Source organism: Streptomyces sp. NPDC006529, from assembly GCF_040611795.1.
Taxonomy (GTDB): Bacteria; Actinomycetota; Actinomycetes; order Streptomycetales; family Streptomycetaceae; genus Streptomyces.
This window is the reverse complement of sequence record NZ_JBEXPB010000045.1, coordinates 1-22,597: the sequence shown is the minus strand read 5'-3', so window position 1 is coordinate 22,597 and position 22,597 is coordinate 1. Positions and strand designations below refer to the sequence as shown.

Sequence of the window (22,597 nt, the reverse complement as noted above, 5' to 3'; positions counted from 1 at the left end):
CCGCCGGTGACCCGACGGGGGATTCAGGCGCCGTCGCCCGGGCGCACCAGCCCCGCCTCGTAGGCGAAGACGACGGCCTGCGCGCGGTCCCGCAGGTCCAGCTTGCCCAGGACCCGCCCGATGTGCGTCTTGACCGTCTGCTCGGCCAGCACCAGGTGGCCCGCGATCTCCTGGTTCGAGAGACCGCGCGCGATCAGCTCCAGCACCTCGGTCTCGCGCGGGGTCAGACCGTTCAGCCGCAGCGCCGGATCCCGGCGCGGCGCGGGCCGCTGCTGCACGAAGTCCGCGATCAGCCGCCGGGTCACCGAGGGCGCCAGCAGCGCCTCGCCCGAGGCCACCACCCGGACCGCCGCGATCAGGTCCGCGGGCGGCGCGTCCTTGAGCAGGAAGCCGGAGGCGCCCGCGCGCAGCGCCTCGTACACGTAGTCGTCGATGTCGAAGGTGGTCAGCATCAGCACCTTCGGCCGGTGCACCACACCGACCGCCGGCCCCAGCAGCGCGCGGGCCGCCGTCAGCCCGTCCATCTCCGGCATCCGCACGTCCATCAGCACCACGTCGGGGTGCGTGCTCCGGGCCACCTCGATGCCGCGGCGGCCGTCGGGAGCCTCGCCCACGACATCGATGTCGGCCTGCGCCGACAGCAGGGCGGCGAACCCCGCCCGCACCATGGCCTGGTCGTCGACGATGATCACGCGGATGGTCAACTGGAATCCTCGGCAAGGGAGTGCAACGGCAGGCGGGCGGCGACCCGGAAGCCGCCGTCGGGAAGCGGACCGGTGTCCAGCGTCCCGCCGGTCAACCGTACGCGCTCGCGCATGCCGACCAGACCGTGGCCCGTGCCCGAACTCTCCAGCTGCACCGGGGCGCTGCGCGGCCGCCCGTTGACCACGAGCACCAGTACCTCGCCCGAGCCGCCCGCGTCGTGGCGCACCGCCACCCGCGTCGTGGCGCCCGGCGCGTGCCGCACCACGTTGGCCAGCGCCTCCTGCACGATCCGGTACGCCGACAGGTCCACCGCGGGCACCGTCTCCGCCGCCCGGGCCGCCTCCGCCGTCATCGACAACTCCACGGGCAGGCCCGCCCGTACGGTCGCCTCCACCAGCTGCTGCACCCGCGCCAGCCCCGGCTGCGGCGCCCGCTCGCCGTCCACCCCGTCGCCGCGCAGCACCACCAGCAGCCGCCGCATCTCGCTCAGCGACTCCCGGGCGCTCGACGCGATCGCGCCGAACTCCTGCCGCACCTCGGGCGACATGTCCGGCAGCCGGTAGGGCGCCGAGTCCGCCTGCACCGTGATCACCGACATGTGGTGGGCCACCACGTCGTGCAGCTCGCGGGCGATCCTGGCGCGCTCCTCCAGCAGCGTGCGCCCGGCCCGTTCCGCCTCGCTGATGCTCTCCTGCTCGGCCACCCGCCGCTGCGCGTCGCCCACTCCGCGCAGCGCTCCGGTGACCACCAGCATGACCCCGGCCAGGACGAACAGCAGCGCGTGCGTGTTCGTCACCCCGTCCGGCTGGAGGAAGCCGACGAGTCCCCCGACCACCCCGGTCGCCAGCCACACGCCGACCAGCGTCCGGATCGACTCGCGCAGCCCCAGACAGGCCATCAGCAGCAGGTACCCGATGATGATCATCGGGGTCCACGGCCAGGTCATCCCCGCGACCCGGTCCGCGTGGACCAGCACGAGCGCGCCGACCGTGTCCGCGACGATGACGACGGCCCACGCGGCCAGCGGCCGGGTCAGCGCCAGCAGCAGCGGCACGGTCTGCGCCACGGCCAGCGCGCCCGCCCAGCCGCCGCCCGCCTTGTAGTCGTTGGTCAGCACGCTGACCGTCACGGGCAGCAGGACGAGCACGGCCACCGCCGCGACCGCGTACGGCAGTCGGCGCTGCCAGCGCTTGGGGGCCTGCGCGAACAGCGGTTCCGCGGCCCGGGCCGGGGTCCGCAGCACCGCGCTCAGCCCGCGCGGGGGGCCGGACGTGTCTTCGTTTCGCATGATCCGTCCAGGGTAGGGCGTGCCGGGTGCGGCGGGCCGGGCGATAGGGTCGCCCGAGGCGCCGGGGGACGACGTCACCAGGGACGATGCGGACGTCGGGGGCTTCGGGCATGGGTGTGGTGGCGACACTGGAGAAACTGCTGCCGGTGCTGCTGGCCTTCGGCTGCGGGGCGGTGCTCGCCCGGCGCAAGGTCGTGCCGGCGGAGGCGTCCAAGGCCTTCGCGGACTACGCCTTCCTCTTCGCGGTCCCCTGCTACCTCTTCGGGAGCATCTACGCGAGCGACCTCGGCGCCCTGTTCGACTGGCGCGCGCTGTCCGGGTACGCGGCCACCGCCGCGCTGGCCGCGCTGGCGGTCGCACTGGCCGCCCGGGCCTCGGGGATACGGGAGCCGCGCGGGGTGGCCCTGCGGGTCATGGCGGGGGTCCAGGTCAACACCGCCTACTTCGCGGTCCCCGTCTTCATCACCGTCTTCGGCGACGCGGCGCCGATCTTTCCGGTGCTGCTCTTCCAGGTCTGCGTCCTGTCGCTCGTGGTCATCTCCGTCATGGAGCTGGGCCGGTCCGGTGACCGGGCCGGTGACCCGGCCGGGGGCGGCGGCGCCGTGGGTGCCGAGGACGGCGCCGGTGCCGTTGCGGGCACCGCCGGCCGCGGCGCCCCCGGCCGGGACTCCCGGCCCGCCCGGCTCGCCCGCGCCGTCGGTACCTCGCTGACCACCCCGCTGGTCCTCGCCTGCAACGCGGCCATCCTGCTCAACCTGGTCTCCCTGCCCGTCCCGAAGCTGCTCCTCGACGGCTTCGCCTTCGTCGGCGACAGCGCCTCGCCCGTCGCCCTGTTCGCCCTCGGTCTGCACCTCGGCGGCGTGGGCCTCGGCCTGCGGGGCACGACCCGGGAGGAGATCGCCCTGATCGCCTTCAAGTGCCTGGGCTTTCCCCTGCTCGCCTGGGCGGTCTGCGGCGGCCTGTTCGGCGTCCGCGGCGACTGGCTGAGGTACCTGGTCCTGATCGCCGCCATGCCCACCCCGCAGAACCTCTTCGTCTTCGCCCAGCGCTACGACGTCGGGGTCGACCTCTCCGCCGCCCTGGTCATCAAGTGCTCGGTCGGAGCCCTGCTCCTGCTCCCGCTGTGGATCGCGTGGGCGTCGTGACCGGGCCTGCGGCCCCGCCGCTGCTGCTGACCCTGACCGGAGGGGCCGGGGCCGGCAAGACCACCTTGGCCACCGCCCTTGCGGCCACCGCCGAGGCGGGCCCGGTCCGGGTGCTCCACGGCGACGACTACTACGCCGACTCGCCGGAGCGCGGCATCTGGCGCCCTGACGCCGGCGGCACCCCCCGCCTGGACACCGGCGACCCCCGCTCGCTCGACGAGGACCGCCTCACCCACGACACGGGCCGGGGCTGAGGGGCGCGTTCCCCCGGCGGGGCGGCGTCGTTGAGAGCGGTATGGAAACTGGCGTGGAACTGCCGTCCGTCGCGGGGCACGGGGTGGGGGAGCGGGCCGACGCCCTCGCCGAGGCGGCCTGTCACCTGTACGACGCGGCCTTCCCCGGCGGGTGGAGCCGGACCGCCGCCGAGGACGCGGCCGAGGCGATCGAGACCACCGCGCACGCCCTGGCGCACGTCCACCCCGGGGCGGAGGTGGTCCTGGCGCCGGTGCACGTCGCCCTCGCCGCCCTGCGCCGGCGCCTGGAACTCCCGCCGCCGGACACGGGGATCGCGTCCGGCGTGCCGCAGACCCCCCGCAGCGTGGGGAACCCGCGGCGCACCCGGCGCCCGCACGGGCTCATCGCGCCGCGTCGACCGCCGACTGGTACAGGTTCCTGACGTCCGTGCCGAAGTAGGCGCTGTACGAGGTGTCCGGGCTGGTTCCGCCCGTCTTCCAGCCCCCGATGACCCCGACCACGTCCCCGGTGTTCGTGTACCGGTCGAAGTTCTTCAGGAACGGGCCGCCGCTCGTGCCCCCGGGGTAACCGGTGCAGTCGATCCGCAGGAACGATCCGGGGCTGCCCGGGTCGGTACTGGTGAAGCGGGTCGTCCGGTTGACGCACACCCGGGGCCGGGCGGCCGACGCCGGATAGCCGATCAGCCGCACCTCGTCGTGCTCGTAGCCGTCGCCGGTGACCAGGCGGTTCCCGCCGCCGACCGCCTCCTGCACCGGTGCGCCCTGACTGTTCGGGCCGACCCGGGCGAAAGCCACGTCGAGCGTGGCCGCCAGCTCCGGCCCCTGCTGCGCGTAGCGCGGATCGACCCACACCTTCAGCACCGGGAACATCCCGTACGGGCGGGGGGTCTTGGCCGTGTAGTGCGGTACGAACGCCACCTGCCGGGTGTCGGCGCCCAGCAGGCAGTGCGCCGCACCCAGCACCAGGTCGTGCTGCGGGGAGGCGACCACGCTGGCGGTGCAGAAGTAGCCGCCGTCGTCCTTCATCACGAACATCCGGCCGACCACCGGGATCCCGTCGAAGTCCTGCCCGGCCCCCGGTCCGGCCGCCGTGGAGAGGGACGGGTCGCCGTCCAGGGCGGTGGCCGACGCCATCCGCTCCGGGGTCCAGAAGGCCTGCGCGTCCCCTGCCGTCCAGCGGCCGGGGCCGGGCGCGCGGGTCCCGGCGCCGCCCCCGGCTCCGGCGGGGACCTGCCCGATACCGACCGCGACGGAGGCCGCGGCCACCACGACAAGCGTCCGACGCAGCATCGCACCACACCGCATGCTGAATACCTCTTCTCGCTGTTGGCCGGATCCGGCGGGAGGGACCGCGGGAGCCGGCGGGGCCGGGAGTGCCGGTGGTTCGGGAGGGAGTGGGGGCATCACACCGCCTGGGGGAAGTCGAAGAGACGGCCGGGGTCGTAGGAACGCTTGACCTGCGTCAAACGAGCGAGGTTGGCGCCGTAGTACGCCTCGCGCCACGTGGTGAGCTTCGGATCCGTGTAGTTCTGGTACGCGCGCCCGCTCGCCCACGGCCGCAGCCGCCGCCAGAGCCCGTCCAGCCAGGCCTGGTGGCGCCCCACGTCGGCGGACGGCGCCCCCGGCGGCCAGTAGGCGAGGTACTGGGCCAGGAACCCGGCGTCCCGGTGCGCGAAGGCCGTCGCCGCCGGATCCACCCGGTTCACCGCGCCCCCGCAGACGCCGTCGAACTGCACCACGCCGCGCCCGCCGGCGGGCACCGCCGAGGCGTAGCGCCGTACGCCGTCCAGCACGGCCGCGACGGCGTCCGCGGGCAGGCCCGCCACGGGCCAGAAGTCCGAGCGCGCCGCGTAGTCCTCCCGGCCGAGGCGCCCCTGCGGATCCTGCCCCGGCAGCCGCCCGGGCAGCCGGCACCGGGCCTGCGGCTCCTCCCGGCAGCCGGCCATCGCCCGCATGGCGTCGCCGTGACCGAGCACCTCCACGTGGCTCTCGCGGGGCGGGGCCCCGGCCTCGTCCGCCAGCCGCGACAGCTCCTCCTCCAGCGCCCGCCGCCCGTCCAGGCACACCACGCGCACCGCCGCGGGCCCGGGTGCCGTGCCGGGTCCGGCCACGAACTCGACCTGGCTCCAGAAGGGGTCCGCGAGCGCGGCCAGCCAGCGCTGCCAGCCGCGCAGCAGCGCGGCCGCGTCCGCCCACGGCCAGCGCAGCTCGGCGAGGGCGCACTCACCGGCCGGACGGGTCCGCAGCCGGAACTCGGTGACCACCCCGAAGGCGCCGCCGCCACCCCCGCGCAGCGCCCAGAAGAGGTCCGGGTCGGCGCGCGCGTCCACCTCGCGGACCACCGCGTCGGGGGTGACGATCCGGACGCCGGTGAGCTGGTCGCTCGTCGTGCCGAAGGCCCGGCCGCAGACCCCCAGGCCGCCGCCGAGCGCGAGCCCCGCGATCCCGACCGAGGGGCACAGTCCGGTGGGCACGGCCAGGCCCCGATCGGCCAGCCGCGCGTTCAGGTCACCGAGCCGGGCCCCGGCGCCCACCCGTACCTCCCCGGTCCCGGTCTCGACCCCCGCCATGGCCCCGACATCGACGACGAGGCCGGGCCCGGTCGAGTACCCGGCGTAGCTGTGCCCGCCGCCGCGCGGCACGATGGCCACCCCCGCGCGGCGCGCGAAGGCCACGCAGATGGCGACGTCCCCGGCATGGCGCGGATAGGCGACCGCGCCGGGCGCGACCGCGTCGTAGCGCGGCTGGAAGAGCCGGCGGGCCTCGGCGTAGTCCGGCCGGCCGGGCAGCACCACCGGCCCGTCCAGGTAGCGGGCGAGCGCCTCGAAGCCGCCGGTGCGCCGGGTCGTCCGCACACCCGCCGGCCGGCCCGCCCCGACGCAGGCGAGGAGGGCCGCGGTACCGGCGAGGAGGTGACGGCGATCGAGGCTCATGTCCCACTAGTGCCACCGCCGCCCCCGATCGCCCGGGGGACAGGGCCGGGCGCCGGGCCCGCTCCCCCCGAACGGCCCACCCCGCGGGGCCCCCGGCCCGCCGCGGAGCCCGGGCGGGCTCAGCGCACCGCGGGGGCTCCGAGCGGTGTCCCGAGGGTGGTCCACAGGTCCCCCGGCGCCCCGGGGCTCAGCCGCATCAGCGTGAGCGCCTTGGCGGGCAGCGGCCCGCCGAGCAGGGCCACCGCGTCCGGGGTGCGCTCCAGCGCGGGTGCGGCGGCGGCCAGGTCCTCGGCGAGCGCCCCGGCCGAACCCGCGAGCGCGCCCAGCGCCCCGGACACCAGCGAACCGAACAGCTTGCGGCGCAGCGCCGCCTCGTCGTCGGTCACCAGCCGCCCGGCCAGTGGCGGCGCCGGGATCCCGTGCGCGGCGAGCCGGGCCGGGCTGATCCGGATGTCGGCGAGGTCCCGGTAGACCAGGCGCAGCGGCTCCCCGCCGGGGGAGAGGACGACCAGCAGGTTCTGGCCGTGCGCCTCCAGGGCCACGCCCAGCTCCAGCACGCGCAGGCACACCGACAGCGCGAGCCGGGCGAAGGCCGCCCGCCAGGCGGGGGAGGCCGCCCGGGCGGTGCCCGCCAGGGCCCCCACCGGCACCACCCGCTCGCCCGCGGCCGCATCGGCGTACCGCTCCGGCGGCTCGCGCAGCACGGCCGCCAGGTCCGCGGTGAGCGCGGTGGCCGCGCCCAGGGTGCGGGTGACGTGCAGCCGTCCGTCGAGGCGCGCGGCCAGCGCCGCGGCGAAGTCCGACACCGCCGCCGCCGTCTCGATCGAGTACACCGAGATGTCCCGCACGGAGGAGGTCAGCCGGGTGCTGAGCGCGGTCTTCAGCTGCGGGGCGGCGCCCCCAGGGGCGCAGCCGTCCAGCGGGCCGCCCGCGACCGGGGCCAGCGACCGCAGCGCCATCAGCGGATGCCCCGCGAACTCCGGCGGGGCCGCCACGGCCTCCCCGGGGAGCCCGGGCACGTGCTCCGCCTGCCAGGGGTGCACGGGGATCAGGATCCGCGCCCCGTCCCGCAGCGCCGCCGGCCAGGCGCCGGTGACCCGGCACGCGTCCGCCCGTACGGCCCGCAGGCCCAGCGGGACGACCGGCCGGTGCTCCGGCGCGTACGCCAGCTCCTCGGCCACGGAGAAACCGGGACGGTAGCGGCAGTTGGGGTGGTACGGATGCCCGTCGACCACCCGCTGCTCCCACTGCCAGACCTCGGCCGGGCCGCCCCCGTCCCCGTGGAGCGACTGCCCGGCCCGGGAGAGCGCGAGGGAGGCCGTACTGGCGTCCAGCTCGGCCGCGAACCCGCCGCCCTCCGGCACCCCGAGCGCCGCCATAAGGCCCGCAGCCCGCGGGTGCGCCGTACCGTCGAGGTCCAGCTCGCGCACGTACGCGTCCCCCGCGTACGGGTCGGGGAGCGGCCCGCGCAGCCGCGCGCCGCCGGTCAGCGCCACGGTCAGCTCCCCGCCGGACACCGCGCGCCGCACCACCCACGGCAGGGGCTCGTAGGCCAGCGCCCGCCAGAGCCGGGTCAGGACGGCCGCCCGTGCGCCGGGCAGCGCGGCCGCGTAGGCCGGGCCGAGCGTCGGCCGTACGTCGCCCAGGCGGGCGGCGACGGCCTCCTCGGCGGCGGATCCGGGGGCATGGCCACTGCGGTACAGGGCAGGACTCCTTCCATCACGTCACGTCATCGTGACCGGCTCATCGGATGTGCGGGTTCTCGCATGTGCGGACCGTCACGTCATCTGCTCGTGTGCTGGTCCGCTCATGCGCCCGTCCGCTCATGCGCTTGTCCGGCCATCATCGCCCGAAGGTCACGGCGGCCGCCCGGATCGCCGATACTGAAGATCACTGCCGGACCTAGAGGGAGTCCGTGGACCCTTGGAACTCAGCCCCGCCGCGACGCCCGCCACCCGTGCCGACACCCCCGCGCGCACCGCCCTGACCGCCGACGAGTACGCCGCCGCGCCGCTCCTGAACTGCCTCCTGCGCGAGGCGGCCGACCCCGCGGGCGACGGGGACGGCGTGCACCGGCTGCGCGGCAGCGGGCGGCTGCTGCGGGTCCGCGCCGGGCGCCGCCCCACCGGCCCCGAGCTGCGCGACGCGGACGGCTGGCACCCGCTCAGCCACACGGATCTCGTCAAACTCACCGCCGACGAGCTGCGCCGCTACACGGGCGCGACGAACGACGAGCTGCCCGCCGAGATGGCCGACAGCCGCGCCGCGATCGGCGCCCTGCTCGCCGCCCGCGCGGCCACCACCGCCCCGGCCGACCCGTACGTCCGCTCCGAGCAGTCGTTGCTGATGGGGCACCCCCACCACCCGGCGCCCAAAGCCCGCGGCGGCGCCCCGGCCCGGTCCTGGCTGCCCTACGCTCCCGAGGCGCACGGCCGCTTCCCGCTCGCCTTCCTCGCGCTGCGCGCGGACCAGGTGCACGAGGAGGGCGGCGCGCCCGCCGCCGAGCTGTTCGGCGAACTCGCCGACCTCGCCGGCGCCCCGCCGGTACCGCCCGGCTACGTCCTGCTGCCCGCCCACCCCTGGCAGCTGGAGCTGACCTCGGCGAGCCCGGAGCTGCTGGCCGCCCACGCCGACGGGCGGCTGCTGCGGCTGGGGACCGGCACCCGCCCGGGGTGGCCGACGGCCTCGGTGCGGACCGTGTACCTGCCCGGTCCGGAGTCCGACGTCTTCGCGAAGTTCAGCCTGGACGTCCGCATCACCAACGACGTGCGCCGCCTGTGGCGCCACGACCTGCTTGCGCTGCGCCGCACCGACGCGGCCGTGGCAGCCGCCTTCGCGGCGGTGCGCGCCCGCTCCGGGACCACGGCGGCCTGGACGGCCGACCGGGGGTACCGCACCGCGTCCTTCGCCTTCGAGGAGCTGGCCGTGATGGTCCGCGAGGGGCTGCGCGCGCATCTGGTGCCGGGCGCCACCCCGCTGCTGGCCGCCGCGCTGGCGGAGGGTTCCGTCCCCGGGCCGCTGGACCGGGCCGCCGATCCGGTCGGCTGGTGGCGGGCGTACCTGCGCCAGGTGGTGCCGCCGGTGCTGGAACTGTTCGCGCGCCACGGTGTCGTGCTGGAGGCGCACCTCCAGAACACTCTGATAGCGGTCGACGGCTGCGGCACCCCGGTGCAGGCCCTCTTCCGGGACGCGGAGGGGGTCAAGCTGGTCCCGGAGACCGGCCGGGCGCAGGGCTGGCAGCGGCTGGTGTACTGCCTGGTCGTCAACCACCTCAGCGAGATCGCCGGCGCGCTCGCCGACCGCCACCCGGGCATCGCGGGGGAGCTGTGGCCCGCCGCGCGGGAGGAGTTCCGCCGCTACGACGCCGCACACGGGCTCCCCGAGGTCCGGGAGCTGCTGAGCGCACCGACGCTCCCGGGGAAGACGAACCTGCTGCTGCGCTGGACCCGCGCCGACGGCGCCGCCGCCCGCTACGTGCCGTTGGCGAACCCGCTGCGCGCACCGGACGCTCCCTGAGCGAGCCGCGCCGCCGGGTCAGTTCACCGTGTGGACGTCCCCGGTGGTGGTCGAGGTGATGATGTCGCGCCGGCCGAGGTCGCCCGGCGGAATGCCGGGGTGGTGGCCCGGCGTCCGTGCGGCGGCGGCCGCGCCGAGCGCGAGGCGGGACACGATGCGGTAGCGGTCGCCGCGGTAGACGGAGTGCACGTACTCCACCGGGCGGCCCGTGGAGTCCGTGGTCAGCCGCTCGATCAGCAGGGCGGGGGAGTGCAGCGGCACGTCGAGGAGCGCGGCCTCCGCCTCGTTGACGACGGTGGGTTCGATCGACTGCCGAGCCTCGTGCACGGACACCCCGTGCCGCTCGCGCAGGTGCTCGTAGAGGTCTCCGGCCTCCAGTTCCGCGGGGGTCAGGGCGGGCACCAGCTCCGCCGGGATGTGCAGGTGTTCGATCGCCATCGGGGCGCCGTCCACCAGGCGCAGCCGCGCGACGTAGAGCAGCCCCGCGCCGGGGGAGATGCGCAGCCGCCGCCCGATCCGGGCGTCGGCGGGCAGCACCGCGTGCTCCAGCACCCGGCTGGACCAGTTCCCCGAGGCCCGGCGCACCGCGAACGCGGTCTCGTCGGATGCCAGTTCCTGGGTGATCTTGGCGGGGGCGACGAACATGCCGCGGCCGTGCTCGCGGACGAGCGCGCCCGTGGCCACCAGTTCGTCGACGGCCGCGCGCAGGGTGGGGCGGGACACCTCCAGGGCCGCGCACAGGGTGCGTTCGGAGGGGATGGCGTCGCCCGGGCGCCGGGTGTCGATCAGTGCGAGCAGGTGCTCACGGACCCGTTCCCGCTTCAGCATCGATCCCGCGCCGCCGCCCGCAGCCATGGCCTCGTTTCCCTTCCGTCGCCAACTGGTCAGGCACATCAAACCACTTCGGTGCGTTCGAGCGCGATGAGGGCGCGGTCCTCCCTTCAAAGTCCTTGGTTTTCTTGAGGGTTGACGACTGGACCCGCTCATGTCACCTTCGTGCCACGCAGCTATCCAGTTGACCAATTGGTAAGCAATAGGAGGAACCACCGCGTCATGCCCACCCGCAGCGCAGCCCTCCCGCAGCTCGTCCCGCGTCCCCGTTCCCTGACCCCGCACCCCGGCCGCTTCCCCCTCGGCCCGGACACCGCACTGTGCGCCGGACCCGGCGCCGAGGACGCCGCCGCCCTGCTGTGCGAGCTGTTCACCCCCGCCACCGGCCGCCCCCTGACGCCGGCTCCCGCCGGGACCCCGGCGCCCGGCGGGGGCGGCCGGATCGTGCTGCTCCTGGACGCGGCCCTGCGGGAACTCGGCGCCGAGGGCTACGGACTCACCATCGGCCCGGACACCGTCCTGCTGCGCGCCGCCCGGCCCGAGGGACTCCTCCGCGGCGTCCAGACCCTGCGCCAACTGCTCCCGCCCGCCGCCCTAGACGCGGCCGCCGGGCCGCTGCCCGGGCTGTCCCTGCCCTGCCTGCGGATCACCGACGGCCCGCGGTTCGCCTGGCGCGGCGCCATGCTGGACGTGGCCCGGCACTTCCAGCCCGTGGCGTACGTACGCCGGTTCGTGGACCTGCTCGCCCTGCACAAGCTCAACGTCCTGCACCTGCACCTCACCGACGACCAGGGCTGGCGGATCCCGGTCCCGGGCTATCCCCGGCTCACCGGGACCGGCGCCCGCCGCCGCGAGAGCGAGGGCGACGGAACCCCGCACGAGGGCGCCTACACCCGGGCCGACCTCGCCGGGCTCGTCGCCTACGCCGCCCGTCGCGGCGTGATGGTCGTACCGGAGATCGAGATGCCCGGGCACACCCGGGCCGCGCTCGCCGCCTACCCCCACCTGGGCAACCGGCCCGGCGTCATCCTGGAGCCCTGGACCCGCTGGGGGGTGTGCGAGAACATCCTCGGCGTCCACGACGAGGTGCTCGACTTCTGCCGCGCCGTCCTGGACGAGGTCATGGACGTCTTCCCCGCGCCCTACGTGCACATCGGCGGCGACGAGTGCCCCGCCGCCGAATGGCGGGACTCGGCCGCCGCCCGCGAACGGGCCGCGCGGGAGGGACTGAGCGGCCCGGAAGCGCTCCACGGATGGTTCATGCGGACCATCGCCGACCACCTCGTCGCGCGCGGCCGCAGGCCACTGGGCTGGACCGGGAACGGCACCGAACTCCCCGGCGCCTTCACCGTCGCCGCCTGGCTCGACGCGGACCACGGCCGGGCCGCCGCGCTGCGCGGACACGACGTCATCATGGCGCCGTACCGTTCCACCTACCTGGACTACCCGCAGTCCGCCGACCCCGGAGAACCGCGCGGGCAGGACGGCGGCGTCCTCGACCTGCGCGGGGTCTACGACCACGATCCCGCCCCCGCGCACTGGGAACCGGAAGCCACCCGCCGGATCCTCGGCACCCAGGCCCAGCTGTGGACCGAGTACGCGAGCACCCCCGCGCAGCTCGACTACCTGGCCTTCCCCCGGCTCTGCGCCCTGGCCGACACCGCCTGGTCGGCGCACCGCGACTGGCCCGACTTCCGGCGCCGCCTGGACCACCACCACGACCGGCTCGCCGCCCTCGGCGTGCGCGCCCGGCCGCTCCACCCCGACCGCACCTGAACGTCGGTCACCGCACGGCACTTCCCCCCCCACCCGAGAGGACCCCCGATGCGCCGCCCCACGCGTACCCGCGCCGCGATCGCCCTCGCCCTGGCCGTCACCGCCGGCCTCGGTTCCGCCTCACTCGCCACCCAGACCGCGAACGCGGCGGCCGACTCCGTCAAGGTGCAGTACCGCACCAGCGCGAGCGGAACCACCGCCGAGCAGGCGGAACCCTGGTTCAAGGTGGTCAACACCGGCTCGGCGGCCGTCCCGCTGAGCCAGGTGACCTTCCGCTACTACTTCAAGGCCGACGGCCCCGCGGCCCAGTACCGCTTCGCCTGCTCCTGGGCGATCAGGGGCTGCGCCAACGTCACCGCCTCCTTCGGCGTCCTGGACCACCCCACCGCGACCGCCGACCGCTACCTGGAGATCGGTTTCGGCGCGGGCGCCGGATCCCTCGCCCCGGGCGCCGACACCGGGGACATGCAGCTGCGCTTCCACCGCGCCGACTGGCAGCCCCTGAACCAGGCCGACGACTACTCCTTCGACTCGGGGCACGGCGCGTACGGCGACTGGGACAAGGTCACCGCGCGGATCGGCGCCGCCACCGTCTGGGGCACCGCTCCCACCGGGAACGGCGGCGATCCGACCCCGACCCCGACGGGCCCCACCCCGACGCCGACGCCCACCGGTCCGGCGCCCACCGGAGCCACCCTCTTCGACGACTTCTCGTACACCTCGCACAGCGACCCCGCGATCGCCGCCCACGGCTGGAACGTGCGCTCCAACTCCGGCGGTCCGGGCGTCCCCGGGGCCACCTGGGCCCCCGAGAACGTCACCTTCGCGGCGGCGGGCGGCGGCAACACCGTCATGAACCTGCAGACCTCCACCGCCGGCTCCGGCGAGAGCACCCGGCAGACCGAAGTCCTCACCCGGGCGTCCAAGTTCAAGAACGGGACCTACGCGGCCCGGGTCAAGTTCGCCGACGCCCCGGCCTACGGCCCGGACGGCGACCACCTCGTCCAGACCTTCTTCACCATCAACGACCTCAAGGCCCCCATGGCCGACGACTACGCCGAATACGACTTCGAGTACCTCCCCAACGGAGGCTGGGGCGAGCCCGGCAACATCCTCTACACCACCTCCTGGGAGACCTACCGGCCCGACCCCTGGGAAGCGGTCAACCAGCACACCGAAGCCCGGAGCAGCTACGCGGGCTGGCACGACCTCGTCGTCACCATCGACGACCGCGCCATCACCTACTACATCGACGGGCAGACCTTCGGGACGCACGACGCCCGCTACCTGCCCGAGCGGCCCATGTCGATCAACTTCAACCAGTGGCTGATCGACCTGAACGGCCAGCCGGGCACCACGGCGCGCGCCTACGACCAGCAGGTCGACTACGTCCTGCACGTCAAGGACCAGGTGCTCACCCCGGCCCAGGTCGCCGCCCGGGTCGCCGCCTACCGCGCCGCGGGCAGGGCCTTCGAGGACACGGTCCCCGGCAGCTGACCGCCGTACGGCACACCGACGGCTCCCTCCCCGCGCCGCGCGCACGGGGAGGGAGCCGTCGGTCGTGACCCCGGCGAGGCCAGAGCGTGATGTTCCGCCTGCCGTTGTCGCTTCGAGACGCATTCGCAACGGCTCCGACTCGTCCGGGACGCCTGCCGGGGCGTCACATTCACCAGAACGGCACGCGCCCGTCCCGGCCAACGGAGGAGCACCGCATGACCTTTCGCGTGAGGACCCGCACCAGAGCGGCCGCCGCGCTCGCCCTGAGCGGCGTCCTGCTGACCGGCTGCGCAGCGAGCGGCGGTGGGCACGGCTCGCACACGAGCGGATCGGGAACCCGTTACGCCGCCCCTGACGGCGGCGGCCGGTCCGCCGGCCAGGGGGAGGACGGGGGAACCGGGCGCACCGCACCGCCCGCCGACCACCTCTCCACCTTCGCCCTGGACGTGGACACCGCCAGTTACGGCTTCGCCCGCCGCACCATACGCTCCGGTCGGCTGCCGGAACCGCGCACCGTGCGGCCCGAGGAGTTCGTCAACAGCTTCCGCCAGGACTACCGCCGCCCGGAGGGCAACGGCTTCTCCGTCACCGTCGACGGCGCCCGCACCTCCGCCGACGGCTGGTCGCTGATGCGGATCGGGCTCACCACCAGGGCCCCCGCCCCGGACGCGGTCCGCAAGCCCGCCGCGCTCACCTTCGTCGTCGACATCTCCGGCTCCATGGCCGAGCCCGGCCGCCTGGACCTGGTCCGCACCTCCCTGGAGCTGATGACCGAACGGCTGCGCGACGACGACTCGATCGCCCTGGTGACCTTCAGCGACACGGCGAAGACCCGGATCCCGATGACCCGCCTCGGCGGCCACCGCGAGCACCTCCACGAGGTCGTCTCCGGTCTGCGGCCCGCCCGTTCCACCAACGTCGAGGCCGGGGTGACCCGCGGCTACGACGAGGCGGTGAAGGGCCTGCGCGAGGGCGCCACCAACCGCGTCGTGGTCCTCTCGGACGGCCTGGCCAACTCCGGCGACACCTCGGCCGACGGCATCCTCGAACGCGTCGCCGCAGCGCGCGAGGACAAGGGCATCACCCTGTTCGGCGTCGGCGTCGGCAGCGACTACGGCGACGCCCTGATGGAGGCCCTCGCCGACCGCGGCGACGGGCACACCACCTACGTCTCCGACACCGACCGGGCGCGCCAGGTCTTCTGCGAGGACCTGCCCGCCCAGATCGACCTGCGGGCCCGAGACGCCAAGGCCCAGGTGGCCTTCGACCCGCAGACCGTGGAGAGCTTCCGGCTGATCGGCTACGAGAACCGGCGCGTCGCCGACGAGGACTTCCGCGACGACGCGGTGGACGGCGGCGAGGTCGGCCCCGGCCACAGCGTCACCGCCCTGTACGCCGTCCGTACGCGCCCCGGGGCCGCGGGGCACGTGGCGACCGCCACCGTCCGCTGGCTCGACCCCGCCACCCGGGCCCCGCACGAGGAATCGGCCTCCGTCGAGGCGGCCGCGCTGACCGGCCGCGCCTGGACCGAGGCCGACGCCCGCTTCCAGGTCACCGCCGTCGCCGCCTACTTCGCCTCGGCGCTGCGCGGGCGCGCGGGCGGCTGGGAGCCGGTACCGGGCGCCCTGCCGCTCGACCGGCTCGCCGAGCAGGCCTCGGGGGCGGCTGAGGTGACGCAGGACGCCGACGTGCGGGGGCTGGCAGATACCGTCCGGCAGGCGTCGCGGCTGACGGGCTGACGGGCTGACGGGCTGAGGAGTGGGCGGGGCGCCACCGCCGTCCGGGAGGTTCGCGATCCGGTACGGCGCCGGGGGCGGCCCGCCTACTGCGGAGTGATGACGACGGCCGTCCCGTAGGCACACACCTCGGTCCCCACGTCGGCGGCGTCGGTGACGTCGAAGCGCATCGCCAGCACCGCGTTCGCGCCGCGGGCCTGGGCCTGTTCGACGAGCCGCTCCATGGCCTGGTTGCGGGTCTGCACCAGGGTCTTCGTGAGGCCCTTCAGCTCGCCGCCGAGCATCGATTTGAGACCGGCGCCGATCTGGCTGCCCAGGTTCCGGGAGCGGACGGTGAGGCCGAAGACCTCGCCGATCACCTTCTGCACCCGGTAGCCCGGGACGTCGTTCGTCGTGACGACCAGGACCGGGGACTGGTCCGCGGCGCCGCCACCGTAATCATCGATTCCCATGCGGCCACTCTCCCGTCGCACCCGCGCGCCCGCATCCCGGGGAGCCGGGACGGGACCGCGCCGGCGGCCCCGCGCGGGTGGAGCGGGAGGCCGGTCCGGGGATCACGCCGTCGGCAGCGCCGCCGCCGCCGCGCGCCGCCCGCGCTTGCCGAGCGGTGCGAGGGACATGTCCTGGGCCTGGGACCGGATGTTCTTGAACCCGTATCCCCGCTCCTCCAGCCAGGCCTCGGCGGCCAGCTCGGCCCGCGCGCCCGCGTCGAGGATGTCCTCCTCGCTCTCGCCCGACTCCAGGAAGCGGAAGGTGAAGAAGGGGCGGGCGCCGATGTCGTAGCTGAGGTGGCCCTCGGGGGTGAACTCCGCCCGCAGCATGTCGTGCTCCGGGGCGCGGGCCGCCAGCTCGGCGTGCTGCTCGGGGGTCAGCCCGTCGAAGGCGCCGCGGACGGTGACGCGGAAGGTGCGAGTGCTCATCCGCCGACTGTAGGACGGGCCCCGCGGTGTGCGCACCACCTTTTCACCCGGCCGTCCGGCGCAGCACCAGCGTCAGGAAACCGAAGCTCTCCCGATAGGTGTGCAGCCACTCGGCGCGGCGTTCCGCGGCCGTCGCCAGCGCCTGCGCGCTGTCCGGATCGTCCGGGTGGTCCAGGGCCCAGCCGGCCAGCGTGCCCCAGCAGGTCCACTCGTAGTCGTCGAGTTCCCGGCGGGTACTGACGTGCCCGTACACCGGGGTCCAGCCGGCCGCGGCGACCAGGTCGAGGGTGGCCGCCAGGCCGGCGTACTCCCCGAGCATCTCGACCGCCTCCGGGGAGGGCTCCCGCTCCCAGAAACCGTCGCCGATCAGCACCCGCCCGCCCGGCGCCAGGTGGGCCGCCGCCGCTTCGAGGGTGGGCAGCAGCCCGCCGAAGGCGTGGCTGGACCCGACGTTCAGGACCAGGTCGAAGGAGTGCGGCGCGGTGAAACCGGCGGCCTCCTGCTGGTGGAGGACCAGCCGGTCCTGAACGCCGCGCTCCCGGGCCGCCGTGGAGGCCTGCTCCAGGGCCTCCGGGGACACGTCGACCCCTTCGGCCCGGACCTGGGGGTGGGCGGAGAGGGCGCGCAGCAGCCATTCCGCCGTGCCGCAGCCGAGATCGAGCAGGCGCGCGCCGCCGTGGGCCACGCCGTGGTCCAGCAGGCGCCGCACGGACTCGTCGTCGAGCGGGGATTTGACGGGGTGGTGGGTATGGGCGATGCGGGAGATCTGCTCACGGTTCATGGCCGCACCCTCACATCGGGGCCGCGCGTCCGCATCCGGTTTTTCGCGCCGCTCCCCGGCTCCGGCCCGCCCGGTGCAGCGCCAGCGATGCCAGCGCCTCGCAGGCCCCGGCCTGACCCCGGATGCCCGGGAAGGCGTTGACGTCCACGATCAGGGGGTCCCCGCCGCCGGCCGCGATGATGTCCACGCCGTACACGTCGAGGGCGAAGGCCTCGCCGACCGCACGGACCAGGTCGGTCCAGCCCGGCGGCAGTTCGGCGAGGGGGAGCGGCAGGTTCGGGCCGCGTCCCCCGGGGGAGAGTTCGGACCGGCGCAGCGCCGCGAAGACCCGGTCGCCGACCGCCCACAGCTTGTGGTCCCAGCCGTCGTTGGGCGCGAACTCCTGCACCACGACGGGTTCCCCGGCCCAGGTGGCGGCCAGGGCGGCCAGGGCGGTGGCGTCGTCGACCCGGGCGACCAGGTCGCCCCGGCGGCTGCGCAGGCTCTTGACCACGACCGGTCCCGCGAGCGGAGGCCCCGACACCAGCGCGGCCAGGGAGGGGTAGGCGCGGGTGGCGGCGAAGGGCAGCCCCGCCCCGCGGGCCAGCTCCGCCATCGCCGTACGGTCCTGGCAGAGCGCGGTGGCCGCCGCCGAGTTGAGCACCGGAGCCCCGAGCGCCTCCGCCTCGCGGGCCAGGGCGAGGGCGCGCGGCGTACGGGACTTGAGCAGGTACACGTCGGCGGGCGGGCCCGGCAGCTCCGTCACCGTGCCCGGATCCAGCGCTTCGACCCGGTGGAGCGGCGCGAGCAGCCCGGCGGCGCCCGCCAGCAGCGGGTGCCCGGGGTCAGGGGTGATCAGCCCGATCCTCACAGGCCCTCGCCCGCCGCCACGGCTGTCGGAAGGACCGCCGGCGCGGCGCCGGGCAGCGCGACCGCCACGGCCGGTACGGTCGCCGCCGGCGCGGTGGCCACGGTCACCTGCGCCGGGATCGACGGCGTGCGGGGCGCCGCGACCGCGCCGCCGGGCGCGCCCGCCCTGGCCAGCCCGAGCACCGCGCGGGCCACCCGCGCCGCCGCGTCCGGTACCTGGCGGAAGCTCGGGAAGTCGTTCACGTCGACCACCACCGGCCCGTCGGGGCCGAGGATCACGTCGACGCCGTACAGGTCCAGCCCGTACACCGCACCCACCTGCCCGGCGATCGCGGCCACTTCGGCGGACAGCGGTACGCGCCGCTCCCGTACCGAGTGGTCGGGGTGCAGGGGCGAGCGGCGTTCGGTCGCGTGCAGCTCCCCGCAGACGCTGTACACCTTGATGTCGGTGCCCTTGTTGGGTACGTACGGCTGCGCGATCAGCATGCCCTCGCCCGCCAGTTCCACCAGCATCGCGGCCAGCCGGTCCGGGGAGGACACCAGGTACACCGCCCGGCCGGAGCTGCCGTCGGCGGGCTTGACCACCAGCGGGTATTCCGAGGCCGGTATCTCCAGCAGGAGTTCGGGCCGGGCCACCGCGTAGGTGGCGGGCAGCGGCAGCCCGCGGCTGCTCCCGAGGGCGGCGGCGAGCGCCTTGTCGCGCACGCCCCGGATCGCGCGGGCGTCGTTGACCGTGGTGGTCCCGGCCCCCGCGGCGGCTTCGAGGAGGGTGAGTCCGGGGCCGCCGGACACGGTCTTGAGCACCCAGGCGTCGTGCGTGCCCGTGCGGACCGCCTCGGTCATGCGCAGGAGGGAACCGCCGGGCCGCACCACGTCCACGTGGTGGCCCCACGAGGTCAGCCGACCGATCACCTCGTTCGGCATGCCGTCATGGCGGTACTGCTCCTCCACCAGAAAGCAGAGCCTCATGGACCTTCCCTGTCTGCCCGGACATCGACCGGTCCGGCCCGGTGAGTTGTGACGTCATAGGATGTCATGAACCGCCACGAGCCCGGCATCGGTGCCGCCTTCCCGGTGTCCACGGCGTGCGGAGCCCGCCCGGTACGGCATCCCGCGTCCCGGCCCTCCCGTCAAGGGGTGCGGTGCGCAGGGCACTTGGGGCGTTCGGCAAACCCTTGGGAATGAAGTGGTCTGGACCCTTGACCCCCTGATGGTCCAGACCAATCATGAGGCGTCCGCCCGTTCGCCGCTCACGCCCCACCGGGAGCAACGATGAGACGCCCCAGGCCCCTCCACGCCTTACTGGCCGCCCTCTGCACGGTCACCGCCTCAGCAGGCCTCGTCCTCGCGGCCGATTCCGCGGCCCACGCCGCCGCCACCCCACTGCCGGCGCACGTCTTCGCCCCGTACTTCGAGGCGTACGCGGGCGACAACCCCGCCGACCTCGCCCAGAAGTCCGGCGCCAAGTACCTGACCATGGCGTTCGTCCAGACCGAGGCCAAGGGGTCGTGCACCCCCTACTGGAACGGCTCGACCGGCCAGCCGGTCTCCGCCTCCGTCTTCGGCGCCGACTTCACCACCATCCGCGCACGCGGCGGCGACGTCATCCCCTCCTTCGGCGGCTACGCGGCCGACAACGGCGGCACCGAGATCGCCGACAGCTGCACCAGCGTGGACGCGATCGCCGCCGCCTACGAGAAGGTCATCACCACCTACGACGTGCCGCGCCTCGACATGGACATCGAGGACAACTCGCTGACCAACAAGGCGGGCATCGACCGCCGCAACCAGGCCATCAAGAAGGTGCAGGACTGGGCCGCCGCGAGCGGCCGCCCGCTCCAGATCTCCTACACCCTGCCGACGACCACGAGCGGCCTCGCGAGCAGCGGACTGGCCGTCCTCAAGAGCGCCAAGGCCGCGGGCGCCCAGGTCGACGTCGTGAACCTGATGACCTTCGACTACTACGACAACGCGAGCCACGACATGGCGGCCGACACGCGCACCGCCGCCACCGGCCTGTACAACCAGCTCGCCGCCCTCTACCCGGCCAAGACCCCCGCCCAGCTCTGGGGGATGATCGGCGTCACCGAGATGCCCGGCATCGACGACTTCGGCGCCGCAGAGACCTTCACCACGGCCGACGCGAACGCCGTCTACTCCTGGGCCGTCGGCAAGGGCATCAACACCCTCTCCTTCTGGGCCCTCCAGCGCGACAACGGCGGCTGCCCCGGTACCGGCGGCTCCGACACCTGCTCGGGCATCGCCCAGGATCCCTGGTACTTCACCCACACCTTCGCGCCCTTCACCGGGGGCGGCGGGCCGGTGGCCGACGACTTCTCCCTCGCCGTCGCCCCCGGCTCGGCTTCGGTGACCCCCGGCGGCGCCGCCGCCACGGCGACCGTGAGCACGGCCGTCACCTCGGGCAGCGCGAAGACCGTGACCCTGACGGCCACCGGGGCCCCGGCCGGAGTCGGCGCCACCCTCAGCCCCGGCTCGGTGACGGCGGGCGGCTCCGCGCAGCTCACCCTCACCGCCGCGGCCTCGGCCGCGCCGGGCACGTACGCGATCACCGTCACGGGGACCGCGGGCGGGCTCACGCACACCACCACCTTCACGCTCACCGTCTCCGGCCCCGGCGGTGGCAGCGGAGCCCTCGTCAACGGCGGCTTCGAGAGCGGCGCCCTCGCGCCGTGGACCTGCGACGCCGGAGCCGCGGTCGTCGCGACCCCGGCGCACGGCGGCTCGTACGCCCTGAAGGCGGTGCCCGCCGACGCCCGGACCGGGGAGTGCGCGCAGACCCTGACGCTCACCCCGAACCACGCCTACACGCTGAGCGGGTGGGTCCAGGGCAGCTACGCCTACCTGGGCGTGCGCGGCGGCGCGAGCGCCAGTGCCTGGACCAGCTCCACGGGGTGGACCAAGCTCTCGGTCCCCTTCACCACCGGCGCCTCCGGCACGGTCACGGTGTACCTGCACGGCTGGTACGGGCAGGGCGCTGTCTACGCGGACGACCTCTCGGTGGCATAGCTCCGGCGTCCGCGTGACCCGTTCGCTTGATCCGAATGGCGGGGGCGGCCACCCTCGCGCATGCTGGCCGGGAGTAAGCAATCCATCGCACGCTGTAACTTGAGTGAGCTTGGTTGCGCGTGGCCGCTCAAAGCGGCATTCGGACGGAGCAAGACATGAGCGACTACGCCATACCCGAGGCTGAAGCCGACGTCGGGGGCGAACAGGCGCAGGTCCGCGGCGCGGTGGCCGCGCGGCCACCGGAAACGGGCACGGACCCCGACGAGGCGGTGCAGGCCGCCGGAAACACGGAATGCCTGCACACACTGCTGGACACGGCCGTCACCCGGCGGTCCGTGGAAGAGGTGGCGGACCTGGTGACCCTCCTGGAGCGGTCGGGGCAGGTTCCCGACGCGGCGCGCCAGGCCCTGCGGGCGGCCGCGGTCAGCCGCCCCATCGAGGACGTCCTCTCCCTGGCCGTGCTGTTCTCCAAGGAGGACGACCCCCGGTTCGCCGGCGGGCCCCCGCCCGTGGACGAGCCGGGGCCGTCGGCCGTGGACGAGCCGGGGCCGCCGCCCCGGTTCGCCCCCGAGCCCCCGCCGGGGTTCGCGCCCGAGGCGGCGGCCCGTCACCCGGACCGGGCCGAAGCGGCCGGCCGGGCGCCCGCCGGAACCTCCCGCGAGAGCGCGGGCCGTCCGTCGCGGGCGGCGCGGGAGCCCGGCGTGCCGGGCCGCGGACTGCGGTGGCCCGTCGCGGTGGCGCTCGTCGTCTCCGCGCTGGTGTCCCTGCCGCGTGACCCCGCTGCCTTCCTCGCGCACGGCGGCCTGCCCGCCTGGGCGCTGCTGGCCCTGGCCGGCCTCTGCCTGGCGCTGGCCGTGCTGGTGCCGGTGCGGGACCGCGGCGGGGTGTGGGCGGCCACGGCCGGGACCGCGGTGGGGATCCTGACGGTCCACGCGCTCGCGAGCGTGCTGGACCTGGACCTCTACGGCGGCGTGGGAGGGGCGCTCCTGCCCTGGCCCACGGGCGCTTCGGTGGTCGCGGCGTGCCTGACGGCGGTCCTGTCGGGCATGGCGCTGCTCTACCGCTCGGACCGGCCGCGGCCCGCGCAGGCGCCGCCCGCGCAGGCGCCGGAAGCGGCGTTCGACCCGCTGGACGCGCGGTCGGCGGACGCGGCGGCCGGCCGCGCCCGGGACCTCGCGTACGAAGGGGAGGCCACCGCCCCGCGGGGCAACTGACCGGGCCTGATCGAAGGACGGGGCCCCTGCCCGCACGCATCGCGGCGGGGGGGGGGCCCCGCCCTGGCCCGGGGCCGCCCCGCGCGGCGCGGGGGCGGGGGGTCAAGGGCGCCAGGACGAGCAGA

At 75.3% G+C, this 22,597-nt stretch carries 20 protein-coding genes; 9 read left to right on the top strand and 11 right to left on the bottom strand.

The features are described 5' to 3' along the window. Positions 1-23: 23 nt before the first annotated feature. On the bottom strand, positions 24-704 hold the full coding sequence (locus tag ABZY31_RS25505) for a response regulator transcription factor (RefSeq protein WP_356414264.1): 681 nt from the start codon (positions 702-704) through the stop codon (positions 24-26). Further along, positions 701-1,993, bottom strand: coding sequence for a histidine kinase (locus ABZY31_RS25500; RefSeq protein WP_356414261.1), 1,293 nt, complete (start codon positions 1,991-1,993; stop codon positions 701-703). Before ABZY31_RS25500 ends, ABZY31_RS25505 begins: the two co-directional genes overlap by 4 nt. Before the next feature lie 110 nt (positions 1,994-2,103). Here ABZY31_RS25500 and ABZY31_RS25495 point away from each other — a divergent pair, with 110 nt between their 5' ends. Genes ABZY31_RS25495 through ABZY31_RS25485 form a run of 3 tightly spaced genes read left to right on the top strand, consistent with a single transcriptional unit; the run spans position 2,104 to position 3,814 of the window. Then, on the top strand, positions 2,104-3,138 hold the full coding sequence (locus ABZY31_RS25495) for an AEC family transporter (RefSeq protein ID WP_356414258.1): 1,035 nt from the start codon (positions 2,104-2,106) through the stop codon (positions 3,136-3,138). Beyond that, positions 3,135-3,392 (top strand): hypothetical protein, encoded by a 258-nt coding sequence (locus ABZY31_RS25490; RefSeq protein WP_356414255.1) that lies wholly within the window; start codon positions 3,135-3,137, stop codon positions 3,390-3,392. The genes ABZY31_RS25495 and ABZY31_RS25490 overlap by 4 nt, the downstream gene beginning before the upstream one ends. Before the next feature lie 53 nt (positions 3,393-3,445). Beyond that, a complete protein-coding gene (locus ABZY31_RS25485; RefSeq protein ID WP_356414252.1) occupies positions 3,446-3,814 on the top strand; it encodes a hypothetical protein in 369 nt (122 codons plus the stop codon). Here ABZY31_RS25485 and ABZY31_RS25480 read toward each other — a convergent pair. The 3 genes from ABZY31_RS25480 to ABZY31_RS25470 all read right to left on the bottom strand — a co-directional run bounded on the left by ABZY31_RS25480 (position 3,774) and on the right by ABZY31_RS25470 (position 7,971). Continuing rightward, on the bottom strand, positions 3,774-4,682 hold the full coding sequence (locus ABZY31_RS25480) for a hypothetical protein (protein ID WP_356414249.1): 909 nt from the start codon (positions 4,680-4,682) through the stop codon (positions 3,774-3,776). The genes ABZY31_RS25485 and ABZY31_RS25480 overlap by 41 nt on opposite strands. Before the next feature lie 113 nt (positions 4,683-4,795). Next, entirely contained in the window at positions 4,796-6,325 is a 1,530-nt protein-coding gene (locus ABZY31_RS25475; RefSeq protein ID WP_356414246.1) for an FAD-binding oxidoreductase, read from the bottom strand. A gap of 119 nt (positions 6,326-6,444) precedes the next feature. Continuing rightward, entirely contained in the window at positions 6,445-7,971 is a 1,527-nt protein-coding gene (locus tag ABZY31_RS25470; protein WP_356414325.1) for an IucA/IucC family protein, read from the bottom strand. A 337-nt stretch (positions 7,972-8,308) separates the two neighbouring features. Between ABZY31_RS25470 and ABZY31_RS25465 the strand changes: the two genes are divergently transcribed. Continuing rightward, entirely contained in the window at positions 8,309-9,841 is a 1,533-nt protein-coding gene (locus ABZY31_RS25465) for an IucA/IucC family protein (protein ID WP_356414323.1), read from the top strand. 18 nt (positions 9,842-9,859) lie between these two features. On the opposite strand, the gene ABZY31_RS25460 is transcribed toward ABZY31_RS25465, so the two are convergent. Then, positions 9,860-10,669, bottom strand: a complete 810-nt coding sequence (locus ABZY31_RS25460) for a GntR family transcriptional regulator (RefSeq protein ID WP_356414320.1) — start codon at positions 10,667-10,669, stop codon at positions 9,860-9,862. A 225-nt stretch (positions 10,670-10,894) separates the two neighbouring features. Between ABZY31_RS25460 and ABZY31_RS25455 the strand changes: the two genes are divergently transcribed. The 3 genes from ABZY31_RS25455 to ABZY31_RS25445 all read left to right on the top strand — a co-directional run bounded on the left by ABZY31_RS25455 (position 10,895) and on the right by ABZY31_RS25445 (position 15,684). Then, positions 10,895-12,448 (top strand): beta-N-acetylhexosaminidase, encoded by a 1,554-nt coding sequence (locus tag ABZY31_RS25455; protein WP_356414243.1) that lies wholly within the window; start codon positions 10,895-10,897, stop codon positions 12,446-12,448. 48 nt (positions 12,449-12,496) lie between these two features. Next, entirely contained in the window at positions 12,497-13,945 is a 1,449-nt protein-coding gene (locus ABZY31_RS25450) for a cellulose binding domain-containing protein (protein ID WP_356414240.1), read from the top strand. A gap of 215 nt (positions 13,946-14,160) precedes the next feature. Then, positions 14,161-15,684: a von Willebrand factor type A domain-containing protein gene (locus tag ABZY31_RS25445; RefSeq protein ID WP_356414237.1), complete on the top strand. Its 1,524-nt coding sequence runs from the start codon at positions 14,161-14,163 to the stop codon at positions 15,682-15,684. An 83-nt stretch (positions 15,685-15,767) separates the two neighbouring features. Here the strand turns inward: ABZY31_RS25445 and ABZY31_RS25440 are convergent, their stop codons facing one another. The 5 genes from ABZY31_RS25440 to ABZY31_RS25420 all read right to left on the bottom strand — a co-directional run bounded on the left by ABZY31_RS25440 (position 15,768) and on the right by ABZY31_RS25420 (position 19,200). Next, positions 15,768-16,133, bottom strand: a complete 366-nt coding sequence (locus ABZY31_RS25440; protein ID WP_356414234.1) for a YbjQ family protein — start codon at positions 16,131-16,133, stop codon at positions 15,768-15,770. Between the two features lie 102 nt (positions 16,134-16,235). Continuing rightward, on the bottom strand, positions 16,236-16,601 hold the full coding sequence (locus ABZY31_RS25435; protein WP_356414231.1) for a DUF6204 family protein: 366 nt from the start codon (positions 16,599-16,601) through the stop codon (positions 16,236-16,238). Positions 16,602-16,644: 43 nt separating this feature from the next. Continuing rightward, on the bottom strand, positions 16,645-17,382 hold the full coding sequence (locus tag ABZY31_RS25430) for a class I SAM-dependent methyltransferase (RefSeq protein ID WP_356414228.1): 738 nt from the start codon (positions 17,380-17,382) through the stop codon (positions 16,645-16,647). 10 nt (positions 17,383-17,392) lie between these two features. Beyond that, positions 17,393-18,232 (bottom strand): alpha-L-glutamate ligase, encoded by an 840-nt coding sequence (locus ABZY31_RS25425; protein ID WP_356414225.1) that lies wholly within the window; start codon positions 18,230-18,232, stop codon positions 17,393-17,395. Continuing rightward, positions 18,229-19,200 carry a hypothetical protein gene (locus ABZY31_RS25420; RefSeq protein ID WP_356414222.1) on the bottom strand — a complete coding sequence of 324 codons (972 nt, stop codon included), beginning with the start codon at positions 19,198-19,200 and terminating at the stop codon, positions 18,229-18,231. The genes ABZY31_RS25425 and ABZY31_RS25420 overlap by 4 nt, the downstream gene beginning before the upstream one ends. Before the next feature lie 303 nt (positions 19,201-19,503). On the opposite strand from ABZY31_RS25420, the gene ABZY31_RS25415 reads away from it, so the two are divergent. Continuing rightward, entirely contained in the window at positions 19,504-21,258 is a 1,755-nt protein-coding gene (locus tag ABZY31_RS25415; RefSeq protein ID WP_356414219.1) for a carbohydrate binding domain-containing protein, read from the top strand. A gap of 155 nt (positions 21,259-21,413) precedes the next feature. Beyond that, complete coding sequence (locus ABZY31_RS25410; RefSeq protein WP_356414217.1) at positions 21,414-22,472, top strand: hypothetical protein; 1,059 nt, start codon at positions 21,414-21,416, stop codon at positions 22,470-22,472. Positions 22,473-22,597 lie beyond the last annotated feature (125 nt).

Coding starts and splice junctions, on each gene's coding strand:
- ABZY31_RS25500 (WP_356414261.1), bottom strand. CDS start 1,993: ATGCGAAACGAAGACACGTCCGGCCCCCCGCGCGGGCTGAGCGCGGTG.
- ABZY31_RS25495 (WP_356414258.1), top strand. CDS start 2,104: ATGGGTGTGGTGGCGACACTGGAGAAACTGCTGCCGGTGCTGCTGGCC.
- ABZY31_RS25480 (WP_356414249.1), bottom strand. CDS start 4,682: ATGCTGCGTCGGACGCTTGTCGTGGTGGCCGCGGCCTCCGTCGCGGTC.
- ABZY31_RS25475 (WP_356414246.1), bottom strand. CDS start 6,325: ATGAGCCTCGATCGCCGTCACCTCCTCGCCGGTACCGCGGCCCTCCTC.
- ABZY31_RS25460 (WP_356414320.1), bottom strand. CDS start 10,669: ATGCTGAAGCGGGAACGGGTCCGTGAGCACCTGCTCGCACTGATCGAC.
- ABZY31_RS25455 (WP_356414243.1), top strand. CDS start 10,895: ATGCCCACCCGCAGCGCAGCCCTCCCGCAGCTCGTCCCGCGTCCCCGT.
- ABZY31_RS25450 (WP_356414240.1), top strand. CDS start 12,497: ATGCGCCGCCCCACGCGTACCCGCGCCGCGATCGCCCTCGCCCTGGCC.
- ABZY31_RS25445 (WP_356414237.1), top strand. CDS start 14,161: ATGACCTTTCGCGTGAGGACCCGCACCAGAGCGGCCGCCGCGCTCGCC.
- ABZY31_RS25440 (WP_356414234.1), bottom strand. CDS start 16,133: ATGGGAATCGATGATTACGGTGGCGGCGCCGCGGACCAGTCCCCGGTC.
- ABZY31_RS25435 (WP_356414231.1), bottom strand. CDS start 16,601: ATGAGCACTCGCACCTTCCGCGTCACCGTCCGCGGCGCCTTCGACGGG.
- ABZY31_RS25430 (WP_356414228.1), bottom strand. CDS start 17,382: ATGAACCGTGAGCAGATCTCCCGCATCGCCCATACCCACCACCCCGTC.
- ABZY31_RS25420 (WP_356414222.1), bottom strand. CDS start 19,200: ATGAGGCTCTGCTTTCTGGTGGAGGAGCAGTACCGCCATGACGGCATG.
- ABZY31_RS25415 (WP_356414219.1), top strand. CDS start 19,504: ATGAGACGCCCCAGGCCCCTCCACGCCTTACTGGCCGCCCTCTGCACG.
- ABZY31_RS25410 (WP_356414217.1), top strand. CDS start 21,414: ATGAGCGACTACGCCATACCCGAGGCTGAAGCCGACGTCGGGGGCGAA.